Here is a 15,934-nt window from a genome sequence, read left to right on the forward strand (position 1 = left end):
TCACCTTAAGCATACCGCTGTTGCGGCTTGCTAGGGAGGGGGCTCAATGAGTATCAAGTCATTCCAAAGGACAAAAAACAGTTGGTTTTTGCTCCTGCGTCGCTTATTTTAACCAACTATTTTTTGCCTCTGAATGAGGCGTTAGGCAGCAAAGGAAAGCTAGGTGAGTAGTTTCAACATTAGAGCCTTAAATAAAGATGATTGGTCAACATACAGAGAGCTTCGTCTTCTTTCTCTTCAGGACTCTCCGAACTCTTTTGGTAGTAGTTATGAAAAAGAGTTTTCATTTTCACGTGAGGAATGGGTTTCTCGTCTTGACCTAGATAATATGGTTAAATTTGCTCTACCACTTGTTGCAGAGCTTAATGGGCTTGCAGTTGGTCTAGCTTGGGGATTACTTCATAATCCTCAAGATAAAACCGCTCATATTTATCAAATGTGGGTTTCTCCTAATGTTCGTGGTCAAGGTGTAGGTGGTTTATTGCTTAAAAACATCATAGCGTGGTCAAATGAACTTAATTTAGATTATGTTTCATTAGCGGTAACAACCATTAATAAAAATGCAGTAAAGTTATATGAAGCCTATGGCTTTGAGCCTTACGGTGCATTAGAAGCTCTTCGTGAAGGTTCAGCATTATCTGTTCAGCCCATGAAATTGAAACTGTGTGCAATAGCTGCCTAACAAGAAATTAAACAAGTACAAAAAACAGTTGGTTTTTGCTCCTTCGTCGCTTATTTTAACCAACTATTTTTTGCCTGTTAATTGGGCCGTTAAGCAGCGCATCAACATCGTGGGGTTATGATGGATTTATTTACACCTATAGCAGAGGATGAAAAGTTACATCCAATATTTAAAATGATGCTTCAGAAACAATACGGACCTGAACGAGAAGTTTTAAACTCATGGGCTAAAGGTTTTGAAGATAGAGATGGAAAGTTTGTGTATGAACTTCAGACTACTTTCGAATCGTCTATGTGGGAGTTATATCTTAATGCATTTTTAAATGAACTTGGCGCTAATACGGACTTTTCTCAGTATGCTCCAGATTTTGTAACTGAATTAGACAGGCCTATTGTACTAGAAGCAACAATTGCAGCACCACCCCAAGGCGGAGAAGCACCTGCAGGTCATTCTCAAAAATTTGCGCCAACGGATTTTGCTACTTTCAATCAACAATCAGCAATTCGAATATCTAATAGCCTTTCGTCCAAAATAAAAAAATATCGAACTAGTTACTCCAAACTAGAACATGTAAAAGATAAACCCTATGTTATTGGTTTGGCATCTTTTGATCGTCCTTATTCACACTATGCTGTAAATAGAGCAATTGTCGCAGTCTTATATGGACTATATGTTGATGAGGAAACAACGATTGCAACTGGTGCTAATGAATTAATTAAATATCCAGTTGATGCTGTGATAAAAAATGAAAATGCCACAATACCATTAGGTCTTTTCACCACGGATGAATTCAAAGATGTTAGCGCTGTAATTTATAGTTCTTTAGCTACTTGGGGTAAAATTCGTGCTTTGGCAGATAATCCAAGTGCTCAAACCGTCTATCATACTAGTCATTTACCTGTTGATGACAGTATCTTCCCAGAGATGCGTAATTCTATGAAAGCCGATTATGCAGAAGATATTGCAGATGGATTACATATCTTACACAACCCATTTGCAGAGCACCCTTTGGATGTAAGTACTTTCAATCATGAACGAGTAGCTCAATACTTTGTGGATCCTGAAACAGGAATGATGGATGTTATTGCACCGGACGATTTTCTTTTATTGAGACAATTAATGAGTGCAGTCGTACGTAGCGATGCTTAACAAGAGCAAGCAGACAGACAAATTATTCGCTTAGGCTCTTAATTTGCTGCTGTTGCAAGCGTTATGTTTAAAGGAGAGTTATGAGTTTACAGATGGATATCTCGTTTGCGTGCGAATGTGGTGAGCATGTAGAAGATATAGTCTATGTACAAGACCCTGACTTTTCCGCCGAAAAGAATAAGGATAGCCAAACCGACTCTTGGCAGGAGGTGCTTTGCCCTTCTTGCGATAAAGAATATACGGTTCAAGTTACTAACACTTTTTATAGTGCGATGGCATCAATTGATTATGGGCATGTGGATGTAAATTACGGGATGCCGTATTACCCAGAAGATGAAGCTGATGAGCTTTACTGGTATATCGATAGTAAAACTCATCTTGAAATTCTGCAAAACCATTTGAAGAGTGTCAGAACATTACTAGAAGTAGAAGTTCCTCCTGACACCCTGTTTAGCCTATGGGTCATGCTACATGGTCACGTTGTATCAGCAATTGAAGGTTATTTGGCAGGAACATTTATTCATAAAGTTACAAATTCTGAAGAGTTGATACGAAAACTCGTTGAAACAGACCCCGAATTCTCAAAACGGACATTTACTCTTAAAGAGATTTTTGAAAAGCAATCAAGTTTAAAGGTCACGGTGGCTACTTATCTCAAAGATCTAATATTTCATGATCTAAAGAAAGTAAAGCCTATGTTTAAGGATGTTCTTGGTCATGATTTTGGTGATATATCGTGGTTATTCAAAGATGTCATGAAGCGTCATGATTGTGTTCATCGAGCAGGATACAACAAGGACGGGGAAGCAATTGAGGTTTCAATAGAGTCCGTATTGGAACTCTTGGGAAAAGTTGAAGCTCTCGCTGCCTCTGTTGAGGCAACGGTAAGCAAGCTAGATGAACCAGATGACCTGCCATTTTAAACATAACAAACAGCTGCAGCGGAACAATTTCCGCTGCGCTCCAATTGCCCGCTGAGCTGGGCGTTAGATTACAAGGAGAGTGATATGACTGAACAGAGTCGGGTTAAAAAATATATAGATAATATTCTAATTGGCATAATTTCAGGTGTTTTGACAGGAGTTGCAGTTTTCTTTATAACAGATTTTTTTGCAGAAAAGCGAGGAATTGAGATTGGAATCGAAACCGCGAATAGGGTTTATGTAAAGAAAACGGAATCCGCACCGTCACTTTATACTGAACGATTAGGTGAAATGATATATAACGCAACCCCTGGGAAATCAGATGATTTGTTGGTGGATGCGAGAGCGATTGTGAGCACAAGGGACGATTATCGAGGTAGCTTAATCGCTATATCGAAGCTACTAAACTCTGAAATAGATAGATTAAAAGAAGAGATTGAAAAACAAGAGCAATCAATTAAAAGTGGTAATGCATATGATGGTGAGGAGATTAAACGCACTTTAGCTGTTCTCCAAAAAAAGTGGCCATCTAAAAAAGACCAAATAATTATTGAAATTAGAAAACTATTAACAGAATTAGGACTTGAACCGAAAGATCTAGTGGTAAAGTAACCTAGCAAGGCATTTTAACTGAACTAAAACAGGGGGTTACGTTCCGCTTCGCTTCACAGTATAACCCACAATTTTAGTCCGCTTAATGCGGCGTTATGTTGCAAAGGAGTCTCCAGCATTGGATGCTATATCAACTAAAAATTTAAACTCAATGCCAGAAGTGTTGGAGTTAAAAAAGCTACTCCAATCACTCGCAATGCTAGATGCAATTATGTCTCCTGAATGGGATGAACGTTTTTATTCCTTCAACTCAAATTGGGACGTTAATGAACAAATGGGTTCGATGAGAAATGGTTGTGGTGATGACTTCTCTGTACTTTTCAATCAAAATGGCTGCTTTGTTAAAGGTTTTGACCATGAATCAGCAATGTCATCTTGGAGTACTGATGGGCAAGTTCCATGGCCAGATTTATTAAAAGGATTACCTTCTGAATTCATCGCTGCTTCTAAAGAACCCGCTTTCTCTATGGATAATATTTCATTCTGTATTTGGAAACTTCACTCGGCAAACTTTTGGGGTAAAGGTGACTTTGAATTTGCAGATGACGAAGATCCTGATGGCTCAGAGTATCTTTTAGAAATCTTTGACTGTAACCCTGAAACATATAGGGTGTTTGCTCAAGAGTACTATGAAGTAGATCTGGATGTTGCAACTATTGCAAAGATTTATAACCATTTACCTTTAACCGATGAATTGGTTAAAGAAGTAAACTCTGAAGTATCATTAAAACAGCTAGAAAAGGACATTTCAGAAATTGGTTACCCTTGTGGCATTGCAACATAACAAGCTAATAAATAAGGACAAAAAACAGTTGGCTGTTTTCGTTCCTCAACATTTTAGCCAACAATTTTTGCCCATTATTAGGGCGTTATATTTTTTTGGAGAGTTCAATGTCCGATAAGTACACAATATCATTGCCTGTATTTGATACTTGTTTAAGTGCTTGTGGGTTACGTAAAGTAACTGATGCAAGTGAGATTTCGCAAAAGCAAGCTCTTGAACAGTTTGCAACTTATTTTAAAAAAGAGATGCACTACGATTATGTTCAATACGATGCTAATAACCACAGCAGTGATACGGTAGGCTTTTTATTTACTGAAAGCGCAATGGATATTTGCACAGAAGAGCACTCTGAAATGCCCACACGTTGTATTGGTGGAGCTGCATTTCAAAATGTAAGTGGTACATGGGTATTATGCTGGGTTTGGTTTCATCCATTTTTCAGAGGTAAAGGTTTATTATCACGCCAATGGAAACAGTTTTGCTCAGAGTTTGGAGAGTTTGCTGTTGATACGCCAGTATCGCCTTCTATGAAAGGCGTTTTGGGTAAACAGTCAACTACGCATAAACAAGTAAAAATATAGCAAGGCCGTTAAACAAAGGACACTGTAGTGGCCAATTGAAATTGGCCACAGGTTTAGAGCTTATCCATACTTTGGGTAATCTGAAATGCCATGATTACCCAAAGTCCTAACACGAAAATGTCCAGAAACATGTCAGAGGTCTAAATTATTTATGTCCATAAATGGGCTAGGGGCGTAACATATTTATACCTCACAAATCAATTTAGCACTTAAAAAGTAAGTAGGCCTAATAAAGCTTTGGCTTTAGAAACGTTAATGTGAAAGGGCCTCGTTCAACTTAGAAGTTATGCCTGTCTTATCTTTTTTGAAACAAAACGCATATCGTTTGGGCAGAAATTCAGAGATTGAATAGTAATTAATAACAGAACTTCATGGATGTAGGATTCAATATTTGTATTTTTACTATCACTTTGACCCATTAAACATCCTTATTATTTATAGCGTTAGGCTTTATCTATTCTATTCGCAATTCATAAAAATGGTCTACACTTTATCGACATATTAAAAACAAGGAATGTTTTATGTTGTATTTAACCCGCCTGAAAGATGAATCAGTTGTGCTCTCTGGGGTGCATGATGCCCATGGCAATCTATTAGATGATATTGAAATCGTGATATTGCCTAATGATAAAGTGGGCATTAGTGCTGATAAAAAAATTACCATTCTGCGAAAAGAGCTAGTGCAGCGATACTTCCAAGATGGAACTCAGAAAGTCTTGCAAAAATAATAGAATTAACTACCATAACTGTATATAAGTACAGTGGTGTTGGTTATGAAGATTATTCCTATATACGCAAGTGCTGGTATTACAGGCTTTGAAAGCCCGGCCGCAGAATATAAGCAATCACCCTTATGCCTTGATGATTTACTAATAGAGCACCCAAGCGCTACGTTTATAGGTCAAGCTAAGGGCGACTCGATGCATGGAGTCGGCATCTTTGATGGCGATATTCTTGTGGTTGATAGGCAGTTAACCGTTAAAAATAACGATGTGATCGTCGGGTGTTATAACGGTGAATTTGTTTGCAAAATTATTGATACTCATAATCAACTGCTGCTGTCAGCTAATACTGATTATGATCCTGCCCTAATAACGAGCAGTGAAATGTTTACGCTAGAAGGGGTGGTATCACGTTCAATAAGATGCCACCGACCCGCTAAGCTCCTATAAAATCCTTGTCGTGTAACTGTAGTGGTTTAGCAAAACTTGATATGCCTGTACTGCCTGTACTGCCTGTACTGCCTGTACTGCCTGTTGCTACGCGCTCTTTACGCGTGTGGGTTTCTTTTGCGTAGGCCACAATTGACAAGAGGTCGTATACGTCGCGGTTAAAGAATCACGAATGTGATACTAGAATGTTTTAGACTAATCTAAATTAATTTTATACTTTATTCTTGGCGGCATGATCTCTTCAAATTCGCAATTTAACGCATTAGCCAATTTGTACAAGGTTTCTAATTTTATATTAACTAAGCCTCGCTCCATCTTGCCGTAATTGCCTCTTTCAATACCTACAAAGGCGGCAAAACCTTCTTGAGAATAACCTGCGTCTTTGCGCTTTAGGCGCAACATATCACCAAACTGTTTAACTAAATCACTCACCCTAGTTTTCCCTTAGGTAAAATGATTAGATTTTCATGTTGAGCGCTAAAGCACCACGCCCTATAATACCCATTATTATATTTAATTGAATCAGGATTTACTTTGAAACTGGACCCTATTGTTGCTCAAATTATTCTGGTGAAAAACTTTGACAACTTCACCACCAATGATGTCCGTTCAGCCTATTTCGCATTGAAAGGAGATATCTCTTTAGACCCTTCGATTGTTCGAAGAAAAATATATGCCGAACTTTTAAAGCTGGTGAAAAAAGGCTGGCTTAAAAAAATAATACCGAAACAAAAAGGGTTAACTCGTTTTAAAAAGACAGTTGGTTTTGACGTTGAAGCAATAGCCTTAAAAGTTAAGTCTGAATCAATAAAATCACTTAAGAAGCCTGATGGTAAGCAAGAGCAATTACTTAGCAAGTTGAATCACTATAAAGCTGAATTGTTATTGAATTTAGGAGAGTCAGAAGCATACAAGGAGCTTTATTCAGAATGCCCTGAATTAGTTGATGAAATACAACCGCAATACAACATAGCCAGAGACAATAACACTAAAATCCTAGGGAAAATTAGAGCCATTGAAGGCCTACTTAAGCAATTAAAACCATTAGAGAAAATATGAAATTAAGACAATGGCAAATGAGTTGTATCAATAAAGCATTAAAGCAATACTTGAATGGCAACTGCCACTTTTTAGCCCTAGCAACACCTGGCGCAGGTAAAACCTTGATGGCATCTGAATTAGCCGACCAATTATTGAAAAACGACCTGATTGATTTAGTCATTTGTTTTTCACCTTCCTCCATCGTATCTCAAGACTTCAGTCAAAGTTTACAATTGAGAATTAATGAACGATTTGATGGTTTGTTGGGTGCTAAAGGGCAATCTATGACATACCAAAACTTACAGCATCTCGATGCAAAATTTTGGGCGCTATTTTCTCGATATCGAGTATTTGCAATCTTTGATGAGATCCACCACTGCGCAGGATCAAATATTGAGAATGCAAATGCATGGGGAGAACAAATAATATTAAACATCAAAGGTAGAGCTAAATACACACTAGCACTAACAGGAACCCCTTGGCGCTCAGACGCTGCTCCTATCGTTCTTTCTAACTATATACACCCAAGCTATAAAATTTCATGTGACTACGTTTATGGGCTTGCTGAGGCTATTCAGGATGGTGTTTGCCGAATTCCGCAGATAATAGCTGTGGATAATAATAACATTTCAGTTATTGATGACGATGAAACTAAAACCTTTACGAGCTTTAAGTCTTTACTGTCTGAGTCAATCATTTCGTATCAGGAAGTTATTGAAAACGAAAAGGTCATTAAGTACATCGTATCTTCAGCACAAAAAAAACTAACATCAATAAGAGCGAAAAACTCCGATGCAGCAGGATTAATCGTCGCTTCATCCATTGAGCATGCAAAACAGATTTCAAGATTAATGAAAGGCTATTTTAACATAGATGCCGTTGTTGTTACGTACAAAGAAAATGATCCTAGTAATATTATTCAACAATTTAGACATGCAAAAACTAAATGGATTATTTCGGTAGGCATGATTAGTGAAGGAACTAATATCCCTCGATTACAGGTTTGCTGCCACCTAACAAATATCAAAACAGAAATGCATTATAGACAAATTTTAGGTCGAATACTTAGAATGACAAGTTCCCCGAATCAAGAGGCTATTATGTATATGCCTGCTGAACCAAAGCTGTTGGAATATGCTTATAGAGTTAAGCAAGATGTACCTATTGAAGCTGATGTCGTTCAGTTTGAAAAGATGAAAGATTGTGATGAAAAAGATGCTAATAATGAAGCTTCTTCAGAGGTAACATTTGCTAAGGAAAGCAAGGCTAGCCCTTCATTAGAACTCAAATTCTGTGAGAATGATAAATTCATTGATCATTCAACCTTTAACGGAAAGAGTGAAACCGTTGAAGAACATTTTTTAACAAGCTCGTATGACAAAACCGTTAATATTTTAGGGCGATTTCGGCAAGAAGCTATAGCTTTGGGGCTAAGTGAATTGCGGTGATTATACGGACGGTCTAGAAACTTAAGAATCGGATTGTAGTGGCTTAGTGAATTTGGCCACTAACATTTAGTTGAACACACTCTTGATATAGAAAAATTATTTGTAAGTTTTTAGTATTACTTACATTCCTAACATTGGAAATGTCCAGAAGTGGGTTAGGGGCTTAACGCGTTTATGCCCCATAACAAGCTAGAGCAGGAATGAGGCTATATTAAAGGTTCGTAATTTGACTTACTTTTCTTTATGCCTAGAGTTCTGACTATGTGGCCAAATTTACTAATCCACAACACATATACTTATGAAAATACACGGCCATTAAAAGAGAGTATCAGTAGATACTCTCTTCAGATTGATCTTACCTCTCTGAAGGGTGAGTCCAGTCAAAAGCCTTTAATGGGCCATCAACTGGTGTATGAGATAATGCATTGGTGAAATTTGAAATAAGTTTGCAAGCTAGGCCTGTCAACACTTCAAGCGCATGCCGCTCTGTGTATCCTACCGTTAGAAAGTTCTGCAACTTTTCATCACCTATATGACCACGATTATCTAGTAGCTCTTTAGTAAAGACATGCAACGCTTGTAGTTTGACATCAGGTAACTCATTTCCTTCCCGTAGTGCTTCAATAATGCTTTCTGGCATATTAGCTGATTTCATGATCCACGTATGACCAGGAACGCAATAGTGACAGTTGTTTTCAAAGTTTGATGTCATCAGAACCACTTGAGCTTCGAGTGGACTGAATAGTGTACTTTGCGTGAATAACTCATAAGTCTTCAAATAAGCTTGATAAGTTGCAGGAGCATCTGCTAGCACTTTATGTAAATTTGGAATTAAACCAAGTGATTTTTTAGATTGCTCCATCATTTGCTTTGATGCTTCTGGTGCTGTTTCAATATTGTGGTAGTTAAACATAATAATTCTCTCGGTTTATTATTTATTAATGGTGAAAACGTTGCGTAAGGCTTGAGTTAATCGTTCTTCGCTTGCTCTTAGTCGATAGTCTTCAGATTGATCTATCCATTGGATGACACCATGTTCATCAATTAAGATCGATGTTGGGATAGACATTGATTTGTATTCAAATGAAGTAGGAAATGGCAGCCCTAATACTGTTTTTGTTTTAGACGAGTCAGCCCCTAAAGCCTTGTGGTGTTCAACGCCGTATTGTTTAACTACTTTGAGTTCTGGGTCTGACAAAAGAAGAAGATCTAAACTATCTCGTTCGATGTGCATTTTTGCTTGTTCTGCCGTATCTCCCGACAACGCAACGACCTTAACTCCATATCGATCCAGAGTCGGTTTCATATCGTTAAACATTTTTAATTCAGCACTACAGTATGGACACCAAGCACCTCGGTAAAACTTAAGTAGAACACGTTGATTTTTTAGGTCATCAGTCGAATAAATCTCGTTGTCATATGTGGTTGATTCGAATTGTGGGAACTTATCTCCAATTGCAACCTCAATATCACCTAGAGGAGTATCTTTTTGACTGAATACCCAAATGAATTTACCACCAAGAAATATGGAAAAGCTGGACATTAAGACAACGAAAACAAAGCTCCAATGCATATTTATAATCCCACTGATAATTGCACCTAGCCCCAAAAGGACACCTGCGGCAAGTGCTAGCATAAGGATGATAGGATTTTTGGGCGGCTTGTTCTTTTTTACTTTTAGAAAGTAATGCAAACTTCCAATCACCGTTGTGGAAAATCCAAGTAGTGATAGTGCTATAGCTGAATACATCGTTTGTTCCTCATTGTTTTGCTTAATTGTACTAGTTAGTACATTTGCAATTAATGTACTAACTAGTACAATAGGTGTCAATAAGAATTTTATGTAGTTGTATAGATAAATGGCAAAGAAAAGACAGTTTGACGAGATAGAAGTGCTTGGAGTTATGGCCAAATATTTTTGGCAGCATGGTTATGCGTCGACTAAGGTGGATCAATTATCGACCGTTACAGGATTAACGAAAACCAGTATTTACAACGCGTTTGGCAACAAAGAAACCGTGTTTAAATGTATAGTAGATTTCTATGTTGAGCATCACATGTCTGTGGTACTCAAGAAACTCGACTCAAATAAATCAATATCAGAGAATCTTCAATATTTATTTGATAGTGAGTTCTTAAATCCAGAGAATGATCTACTCACTTACGGCTGCTTAATTACAAACAGTATTGTTGAATTAAAATCAAACGAACCAGCCCTCTATGAGTATGTTATTAAGAAGTTTGAACAAGGTCGTATTGCAACACTGGCATTTTTTACTCAATATGAGAAAACAGAACGACTTATTGATGGTATAGATGCAGAGCATTTGACCGACTATTTCCTTACGTTTCGTCAAGGACTAAAAGTTCAATCAAGAGGGCAAAGACCACATGAATCTCTCGCTCGATCTATACATGCATTCATGCTTGTATTGAGTACATTTGAAAAATAGATTATGCGTAGACTATTCTCGAGCTTTAGCTTTGTTGTCGAGTTTTAGATGTCTAATGATTATGAGTGCAGCACCGTAGCAACACGATTCTAGTTGAGCCAATTAGTTAATCGAGCAGGTAGACTGCTTTATCCTTATCGCAATACTATTGAATGGTGCCTTTAAATGAAAACAATAAAATATAATGGACGTATTGTTTTTCAAAAACAAGATATACCCAGTTTCAAACGTATGCCGCGCGTATTTGTAGACAGTGAAGCGTGTTTTGCGTTTGTCACAAATGGCGATTTTAACGTCAGGGAACAGACAGAATCTGCTTCATTGAACAAAAACTGCGGAATACTGGCAAAATGCACCAACTACTTTTATGAAAACACTAGCTATCATAATGATGAAGGTGCAGGTGAAGCGATTGGTATCCTTCTCTATCCTGAAATATTTCAGTCACTGTTTAACTTTGATATTAGCCAGTCAAAAAACAGGGTCGATTATAATATTTTGCAGGTTGAAGTGGACAAATTGCTAGAGCACTATCGTGATAGCATCAGTATATTGCTGGATTCTCCAGAGTTGGCGGATGATTTGCTTATCGAGAGCAAACTACGTGAATTTGTCATTCTTATGGCGAAAAGAACCAGCGCACCTTCTGAACTCGATTTTCTTGCTTCTATGTTTAAACCTAACTTTGCCAAATTTGAAGATATTATCCAAAGTAATCTGTATGCGGATCTGAGTGTGGATGAGTTGGCAGCATTGTGTCATATGAGTGTTTCTACTTTTAAACGTAAGTTTAAAGAGGTGTATTCAGAACCCCCAATAAAATACATTACCAAATTAAAAATCAACAAAGCTAAAGTGTTACTGAAAGATAATAGCTTACGTATCTCCGACATCGTTTTTGAAACAGGTTTCGAGTCGATTTCCACGTTTAACCGTGCCTTTAAAGGACAAACAGGTCTATCCCCTTCTCAATTTCGTTTAACCTGACACCAACGCATTTTAACCTTTCCATTCAGGTTGGCTCGTTTGAACTAATGTGAGCAATTTTTGAACTTTTATGGAGAGCCCTGTACCTCCAAATTCCATATAGTTACCCCATCAACTAAACACAGAGAAAGGTAACGAATTATGGGTATCAGCTTTAAAGAAAAATATGGTGATTGGGCACTTATCACAGGGGCAACATCAGGCATTGGCGCAGAAATGGCAAGCCAGATTGCGGCAAAAGGATTGAACGTTGTTTTGGTCGCTCGTCGAGAAAAAGAGCTTGAAGAGCAAGCTACGTTGCTTACGGAACGCTACGGAATTAAAGCAATGACAGTTTCTGCTGACTTAAGTACGTCAGAAGGCGTCGAAAAAGTTAAGCAAATTGACAAAAGTATTGGGCTACTTGTACTAGCCGCTGGTATTGAAGTTAATGGTTCGTTTGCTAAATCATCTCTAGAGCAAGAGTTGAAGATGATACAGCTTAACGTTACCTCTGTATTGCAACTGACTCACCACTTTACACCAGCGATGATCGAAAGAAAAAGAGGCGGTATTTTAATGGTATCAAGTCTTTCTGGTCATATGGTTTCCCCATATTTTTCAAATTATGCAGGTACCAAAGCCTATGTTCTTCAGCTAGGTGCATCTCTTCATGGCGAACTTAAACCCAAAGGTATTGATGTAACGGTTCTTTCTCCTGGGTTAACAACTACACCGATGACTGCTGATAATGGTGTTGACTGGTCAAAACTACCTATGGTTGCAAAAGATCCTGCGGAAGTAGCAGAAATAGCTATCAATGGTTTGGGTAGAAAAGCAGTTGTGGTTCCAGGTAAACGTAATCGAATGACCGCTATTCTTTCTGGGATCATCTCCCACCAAAAGCAGGCAATAATGGGTGAATCAATGATTGGAAAAGCAATGCCCAAGAACAAAATGTAACCCCCAACAGTTTAAAACTTTAGTGAAAGAAAAAGGGAAAAAGCAATGATTAAAGTATACGTAATATACCCAAATAACGATGATGTGATTTTTGATTTTGATTACTACTGCAACAAACATGTTCCTATGATAGGAGAGCTTCTGGGAGACGCACTAAAAGGGGCGACAGTAGATGCAGGGCTAACAAGTGTTGTTCCTGGTGAAGCAGCGGCATATGTGGCGATTAGTACAATTTCATTTGAATCTATAGAGTCATTTCAAACGGCATTTGGCCCAAATGCAGAGAAGATAAAAGCTGATGTACCGAACTTCACTAATACCGTTCCAACAATTCAGCTTTGTGAGCAAAAAATATAGAACCGCAACTCTCTACGGTGAAAATGAGCAGGATACCGAATAATAAACAATTTGGATTCAGCTTAGTGTTATTTAATGAAATAAAATTGAAGCTAAACGCTTGATAAAAAAGAGTTAAATATGAATAAGAAAATCAAATTGGATATAGTGTCAGATGTGATTTGTCCTTGGTGTATTATCGGTTATAAGCGTTTAAATACCGCGATAAAAGAGCTTGGGATAGAAGATCGCATTGAGATTGAGTGGCAACCTTTTCAGTTAAATCCAGATATGCCGCTTGAAGGTGAAGACCTACGTGCCCACCTTAAAAGGAAGTACGGTACTACATTAGAAGATAGCATTCGTTTCAGAAAAGAGATGACAGAGCTTGGAGAAGACGTTGGGTTTAAATTCGACTACTTTGACGGGCTAAAAGCTGTAAATACCCTTGATGCTCATATTCTTCTGGAGCATGCAAAAAGTGTAGGCAAGCAAACCGAGCTTAAAAACCGGTTATTTGCTTCGTTTTATAGCGAGCAAAAAGATATATCCAGCAAGAGTACCCTCGAGCAAGAGTTGCAAAGTCTTGGTATTAATGTTGACGAAGCAATGCAATGCCTAGATGACGATAATATGCGAAGTCATGTCCAGTCGCTGGAACAGAAATGGAAACAAGCGGGTATATCAGGTGTTCCAACAGTTGTATTCAATCGCGAGAGCGCTATTTCTGGAGCCCAATCAGTGGATACGTATAAGCAAGTATTAACTGAATTAGCTAAAATGTAATTCCTGCATCCCTCTAAAACGGACTTTTGCAATATTTTGGCGGTCTAAAAAAGGCAACGGTCTATATGAAACATAGAGAGCTTGAAGTCTACCTTCATCATCATATACCAGTATCAAAGTCTCTCGGTATCGGTGTGAATACTTGTAGCAGCAAAAATATCGAGATTACTGCACCATTGAGAATGAATACAAACCACATGAATACGGTGTTTGGCGGCAGCTTGTCTGTTGTTGGTATTTTGGCAGGTTGGTCTTTAGTTTATGCCCAGCTGGAGGGTAAAAAACATCAAATTGTTATTCAAAAAAATAGCATTCGATACTTGAAACCCGCCAGCAAAGATGTAACAGCAGTATGTAAATATGACAACCTTACGGCGTGGTCTCGGTTTCATCGTGCGTTTCAACGCAAGGGAAAAGGTCGTGTTCAAATAGCCTGCAATCTATTTTGTGCGGATGAGTTGGTTGCTACTTTTGAGGGAGTATACGTCGTTTTTAATAAAGAGTTATAAGGTCAAAATGCAATGAAGGCTACAAAGTACTTGAATAAATTGAGCTTAGACATGGTTGACTTGGTTTGTTATCAAAAAGAAGTATAAGATAAAAAACTTAGCACAAGGTAAAGCTTCGTGATCTTGCCCTGTACTCTTCGGCTACCGTTCACCGCTCGTTTTGTAGATAAAGAGGGTGAAACTAATTATAGATCTTTGATAATTTCGGATACTTTTTCTAATCAATATTAGTCGACGTAGACAGAGTACTCTAAATGATTTCTGTCCAAAAACGAGTTAGTGATTAGCGGGGCTTGAAGTTAGTTAGCTTTATGTTTGGAACATATCGGTCTGGAATTCAGCCTTCTTATTATGAAGTCCACGGTCTTCTAACCAAGAATAAAATCTACTTCTAGTAATCGAAACACCGCGTTCGTTTAGTTTTCTTAGGATTTCAGCTTTGGAGGCCTTGGTGTCGAGGAGGTTCAATATAAACGCCGTATGCTCATCAAGCCTGGACTTAACCTTCTGTCCCTTCTGACGACCAGATGATAGCCCTTTGGCCTTTCGTTTAGCGTGACCTGCTTTGGCTCGTTCAGATCGTTTCTGAGCCTCTACAGCGCTGGCAAAAGACTGCCCAATAACTGTAAAAATGATTTCAGCATTATCAACGTTCTCAGAGTTAATTATGATGTCGTTGTATGCTAAATGCAGCTCACCGTATGAGGCTATCTGGCCGATAGCGCCGACCAACTCCATAACCTTGTGGCGACCCAGCCGAGTGATATCCGATACAATGATGCTTTGTTGAGAGGTAATGAGGGAAGATAACTTCCGCTCACTAAGTTCAGTCTTGGTGGCAGACACATGTTCTTCTATCCAATCCGATATTTGTATGCCACGTTTAGCGGCATACGCCTTGATAGCTTCTCTTTGTGATTCGCCATCGGCTCTTTGTGGATCTGATATTCGAATGTAGCCAATCATGCCTGCCCCCAAGTTGAAGAGTTAATTGCTCATGGACGGTTATTTGCTGTTTAGGTAGTTCAATACAACTTCATGGTGGTCTTTGGTTTTGAACTTGTTAAACACATGCTCAAGGTTACCAAACTCATCAATCAGAAAGCTTGTTCTTACAACGCCCATGTTTTCACGGCCCATGAACTTTTTGAGTTGCCAGACACCGTACTTCTCACACACTTCGTGCTCTTCATCGGCTAGCAGAGTGAAGTTCAGCTCTTGCTTGTTGATAAAGTTCGTCAGTTTTTTCGGGGTGTCGGGGCTTAGACCTAACACAACAACGTTGTGAGCATCTAACTCAGCTTTAGTGTCACGCAACCCTTGAGCCTGAACTGTGCAGCCTGGTGTTGAAGCTCGTGGGTAGAAGTAGAGCAGGACCTTCTTTCCTTGAAGCTCAGATAGCTTCACTGGGTTATTGTCTTGGTCATTTAAAGTAAAATCTGGTGCTGTTTGTCCGGCTTCGATTGCCATTGGTTTTGTCCTTACTTTCTCAATTAATGGTATGTGGCGTAGCTTTGTTCGCTATGTCC

At 38.5% G+C, this 15,934-nt stretch carries 21 protein-coding genes; 16 read left to right on the top strand and 5 right to left on the bottom strand.

What is annotated here, in order from left to right; all coding sequences use genetic code 11:
* The first annotated feature begins 163 nt into the window (after positions 1-163).
* From BCU94_RS02140 to BCU94_RS02175, 8 genes are all read left to right on the top strand, one after another.
* Entirely contained in the window at positions 164-682 is a 519-nt protein-coding gene (locus BCU94_RS02140; RefSeq protein ID WP_102437122.1) for a GNAT family N-acetyltransferase, read from the top strand.
* A gap of 120 nt (positions 683-802) precedes the next feature.
* The gene (locus BCU94_RS02145; RefSeq protein ID WP_102437124.1) at positions 803-1,831 is read left to right on the top strand and encodes a glycosaminoglycan attachment site; all 1,029 of its coding nucleotides are present in this window, start codon (positions 803-805) and stop codon (positions 1,829-1,831) included.
* An 80-nt stretch (positions 1,832-1,911) separates the two neighbouring features.
* Positions 1,912-2,754 (top strand): hypothetical protein, encoded by an 843-nt coding sequence (locus BCU94_RS02150; protein WP_102437126.1) that lies wholly within the window; start codon positions 1,912-1,914, stop codon positions 2,752-2,754.
* 84 nt (positions 2,755-2,838) lie between these two features.
* Complete coding sequence (locus tag BCU94_RS02155) at positions 2,839-3,366, top strand: hypothetical protein (protein WP_102437128.1); 528 nt, start codon at positions 2,839-2,841, stop codon at positions 3,364-3,366.
* 118 nt (positions 3,367-3,484) lie between these two features.
* A complete protein-coding gene (locus BCU94_RS02160) occupies positions 3,485-4,150 on the top strand; it encodes a hypothetical protein (RefSeq protein WP_102437130.1) in 666 nt (221 codons plus the stop codon).
* Positions 4,151-4,257: 107 nt separating this feature from the next.
* Complete coding sequence (locus tag BCU94_RS02165) at positions 4,258-4,731, top strand: hypothetical protein (RefSeq protein WP_102437132.1); 474 nt, start codon at positions 4,258-4,260, stop codon at positions 4,729-4,731.
* Positions 4,732-5,252: 521 nt separating this feature from the next.
* Entirely contained in the window at positions 5,253-5,459 is a 207-nt protein-coding gene (locus tag BCU94_RS02170) for a carbon storage regulator (protein ID WP_102437136.1), read from the top strand.
* 45 nt (positions 5,460-5,504) lie between these two features.
* The gene (locus BCU94_RS02175; RefSeq protein WP_102437138.1) at positions 5,505-5,903 is read left to right on the top strand and encodes a S24 family peptidase; all 399 of its coding nucleotides are present in this window, start codon (positions 5,505-5,507) and stop codon (positions 5,901-5,903) included.
* A 195-nt stretch (positions 5,904-6,098) separates the two neighbouring features.
* Here BCU94_RS02175 and BCU94_RS02180 read toward each other — a convergent pair whose 3' ends face one another.
* Positions 6,099-6,335: a helix-turn-helix transcriptional regulator gene (locus tag BCU94_RS02180; RefSeq protein ID WP_102437140.1), complete on the bottom strand. Its 237-nt coding sequence runs from the start codon at positions 6,333-6,335 to the stop codon at positions 6,099-6,101.
* A gap of 102 nt (positions 6,336-6,437) precedes the next feature.
* On the opposite strand from BCU94_RS02180, the gene BCU94_RS02185 reads away from it, so the two are divergent.
* Positions 6,438-6,962, top strand: a complete 525-nt coding sequence (locus tag BCU94_RS02185; RefSeq protein WP_102437142.1) for a hypothetical protein — start codon at positions 6,438-6,440, stop codon at positions 6,960-6,962.
* Positions 6,959-8,392 carry a DEAD/DEAH box helicase family protein gene (locus BCU94_RS02190; RefSeq protein ID WP_102437144.1) on the top strand — a complete coding sequence of 478 codons (1,434 nt, stop codon included), beginning with the start codon at positions 6,959-6,961 and terminating at the stop codon, positions 8,390-8,392. The genes BCU94_RS02185 and BCU94_RS02190 overlap by 4 nt, the downstream gene beginning before the upstream one ends.
* Positions 8,393-8,747: 355 nt before the next feature.
* On the opposite strand, the gene BCU94_RS02195 is transcribed toward BCU94_RS02190, so the two are convergent.
* Entirely contained in the window at positions 8,748-9,305 is a 558-nt protein-coding gene (locus BCU94_RS02195; RefSeq protein WP_102366903.1) for a carboxymuconolactone decarboxylase family protein, read from the bottom strand.
* Positions 9,306-9,323: 18 nt separating this feature from the next.
* Entirely contained in the window at positions 9,324-10,142 is an 819-nt protein-coding gene (locus BCU94_RS02200; RefSeq protein ID WP_102319797.1) for a peroxiredoxin family protein, read from the bottom strand.
* A gap of 109 nt (positions 10,143-10,251) precedes the next feature.
* On the opposite strand from BCU94_RS02200, the gene BCU94_RS02205 reads away from it, so the two are divergent.
* The 6 genes from BCU94_RS02205 (at position 10,252) to BCU94_RS02230 (ending at position 14,405) form a co-directional block, all read left to right on the top strand.
* Complete coding sequence (locus tag BCU94_RS02205) at positions 10,252-10,845, top strand: TetR/AcrR family transcriptional regulator (RefSeq protein WP_102366904.1); 594 nt, start codon at positions 10,252-10,254, stop codon at positions 10,843-10,845.
* 165 nt (positions 10,846-11,010) lie between these two features.
* On the top strand, positions 11,011-11,832 hold the full coding sequence (locus tag BCU94_RS02210) for an AraC family transcriptional regulator (RefSeq protein ID WP_198590846.1): 822 nt from the start codon (positions 11,011-11,013) through the stop codon (positions 11,830-11,832).
* A gap of 141 nt (positions 11,833-11,973) precedes the next feature.
* The gene (locus BCU94_RS02215) at positions 11,974-12,774 is read left to right on the top strand and encodes an SDR family NAD(P)-dependent oxidoreductase (protein WP_055024799.1); all 801 of its coding nucleotides are present in this window, start codon (positions 11,974-11,976) and stop codon (positions 12,772-12,774) included.
* Positions 12,775-12,819: 45 nt separating this feature from the next.
* Positions 12,820-13,131, top strand: coding sequence for an EthD family reductase (locus BCU94_RS02220; protein ID WP_055024798.1), 312 nt, complete (start codon positions 12,820-12,822; stop codon positions 13,129-13,131).
* A gap of 120 nt (positions 13,132-13,251) precedes the next feature.
* Positions 13,252-13,896, top strand: a complete 645-nt coding sequence (locus tag BCU94_RS02225; protein ID WP_055024797.1) for a DsbA family oxidoreductase — start codon at positions 13,252-13,254, stop codon at positions 13,894-13,896.
* A 65-nt stretch (positions 13,897-13,961) separates the two neighbouring features.
* The gene (locus tag BCU94_RS02230; RefSeq protein ID WP_082419996.1) at positions 13,962-14,405 is read left to right on the top strand and encodes a YiiD C-terminal domain-containing protein; all 444 of its coding nucleotides are present in this window, start codon (positions 13,962-13,964) and stop codon (positions 14,403-14,405) included.
* 309 nt (positions 14,406-14,714) lie between these two features.
* On the opposite strand, the gene BCU94_RS02235 is transcribed toward BCU94_RS02230, so the two are convergent.
* The gene (locus BCU94_RS02235) at positions 14,715-15,371 is read right to left on the bottom strand and encodes a recombinase family protein (RefSeq protein WP_102437146.1); all 657 of its coding nucleotides are present in this window, start codon (positions 15,369-15,371) and stop codon (positions 14,715-14,717) included.
* A 39-nt stretch (positions 15,372-15,410) separates the two neighbouring features.
* Positions 15,411-15,875, bottom strand: a complete 465-nt coding sequence (bcp, locus tag BCU94_RS02240; protein WP_102437148.1) for a thioredoxin-dependent thiol peroxidase — start codon at positions 15,873-15,875, stop codon at positions 15,411-15,413.
* Positions 15,876-15,934 lie beyond the last annotated feature (59 nt).

It is taken from the genome of Shewanella sp. 10N.286.52.C2 (genome assembly GCF_002874545.1).
Taxonomy (GTDB): Bacteria; Pseudomonadota; Gammaproteobacteria; order Enterobacterales; family Shewanellaceae; genus Shewanella.

Bases quoted from the DNA above. Each gene is read 5' to 3' on its own strand.
- BCU94_RS02145 (WP_102437124.1), top strand. From the start codon at position 803: ATGGATTTATTTACACCTATAGCAGAGGATGAAAAGTTACATCCAATA.
- BCU94_RS02150 (WP_102437126.1), top strand. From the start codon at position 1,912: ATGAGTTTACAGATGGATATCTCGTTTGCGTGCGAATGTGGTGAGCAT.
- BCU94_RS02155 (WP_102437128.1), top strand. From the start codon at position 2,839: ATGACTGAACAGAGTCGGGTTAAAAAATATATAGATAATATTCTAATT.
- BCU94_RS02165 (WP_102437132.1), top strand. From the start codon at position 4,258: ATGTCCGATAAGTACACAATATCATTGCCTGTATTTGATACTTGTTTA.
- BCU94_RS02170 (WP_102437136.1), top strand. From the start codon at position 5,253: ATGTTGTATTTAACCCGCCTGAAAGATGAATCAGTTGTGCTCTCTGGG.
- BCU94_RS02175 (WP_102437138.1), top strand. From the start codon at position 5,505: ATGAAGATTATTCCTATATACGCAAGTGCTGGTATTACAGGCTTTGAA.
- BCU94_RS02190 (WP_102437144.1), top strand. From the start codon at position 6,959: ATGAAATTAAGACAATGGCAAATGAGTTGTATCAATAAAGCATTAAAG.
- BCU94_RS02195 (WP_102366903.1), bottom strand. From the start codon at position 9,305: ATGTTTAACTACCACAATATTGAAACAGCACCAGAAGCATCAAAGCAA.
- BCU94_RS02200 (WP_102319797.1), bottom strand. From the start codon at position 10,142: ATGTATTCAGCTATAGCACTATCACTACTTGGATTTTCCACAACGGTG.
- BCU94_RS02205 (WP_102366904.1), top strand. From the start codon at position 10,252: ATGGCAAAGAAAAGACAGTTTGACGAGATAGAAGTGCTTGGAGTTATG.
- BCU94_RS02210 (WP_198590846.1), top strand. From the start codon at position 11,011: ATGAAAACAATAAAATATAATGGACGTATTGTTTTTCAAAAACAAGAT.
- BCU94_RS02215 (WP_055024799.1), top strand. From the start codon at position 11,974: ATGGGTATCAGCTTTAAAGAAAAATATGGTGATTGGGCACTTATCACA.
- BCU94_RS02220 (WP_055024798.1), top strand. From the start codon at position 12,820: ATGATTAAAGTATACGTAATATACCCAAATAACGATGATGTGATTTTT.
- BCU94_RS02225 (WP_055024797.1), top strand. From the start codon at position 13,252: ATGAATAAGAAAATCAAATTGGATATAGTGTCAGATGTGATTTGTCCT.
- BCU94_RS02230 (WP_082419996.1), top strand. From the start codon at position 13,962: ATGAAACATAGAGAGCTTGAAGTCTACCTTCATCATCATATACCAGTA.
- BCU94_RS02235 (WP_102437146.1), bottom strand. From the start codon at position 15,371: ATGATTGGCTACATTCGAATATCAGATCCACAAAGAGCCGATGGCGAA.
- bcp (WP_102437148.1), bottom strand. From the start codon at position 15,875: ATGGCAATCGAAGCCGGACAAACAGCACCAGATTTTACTTTAAATGAC.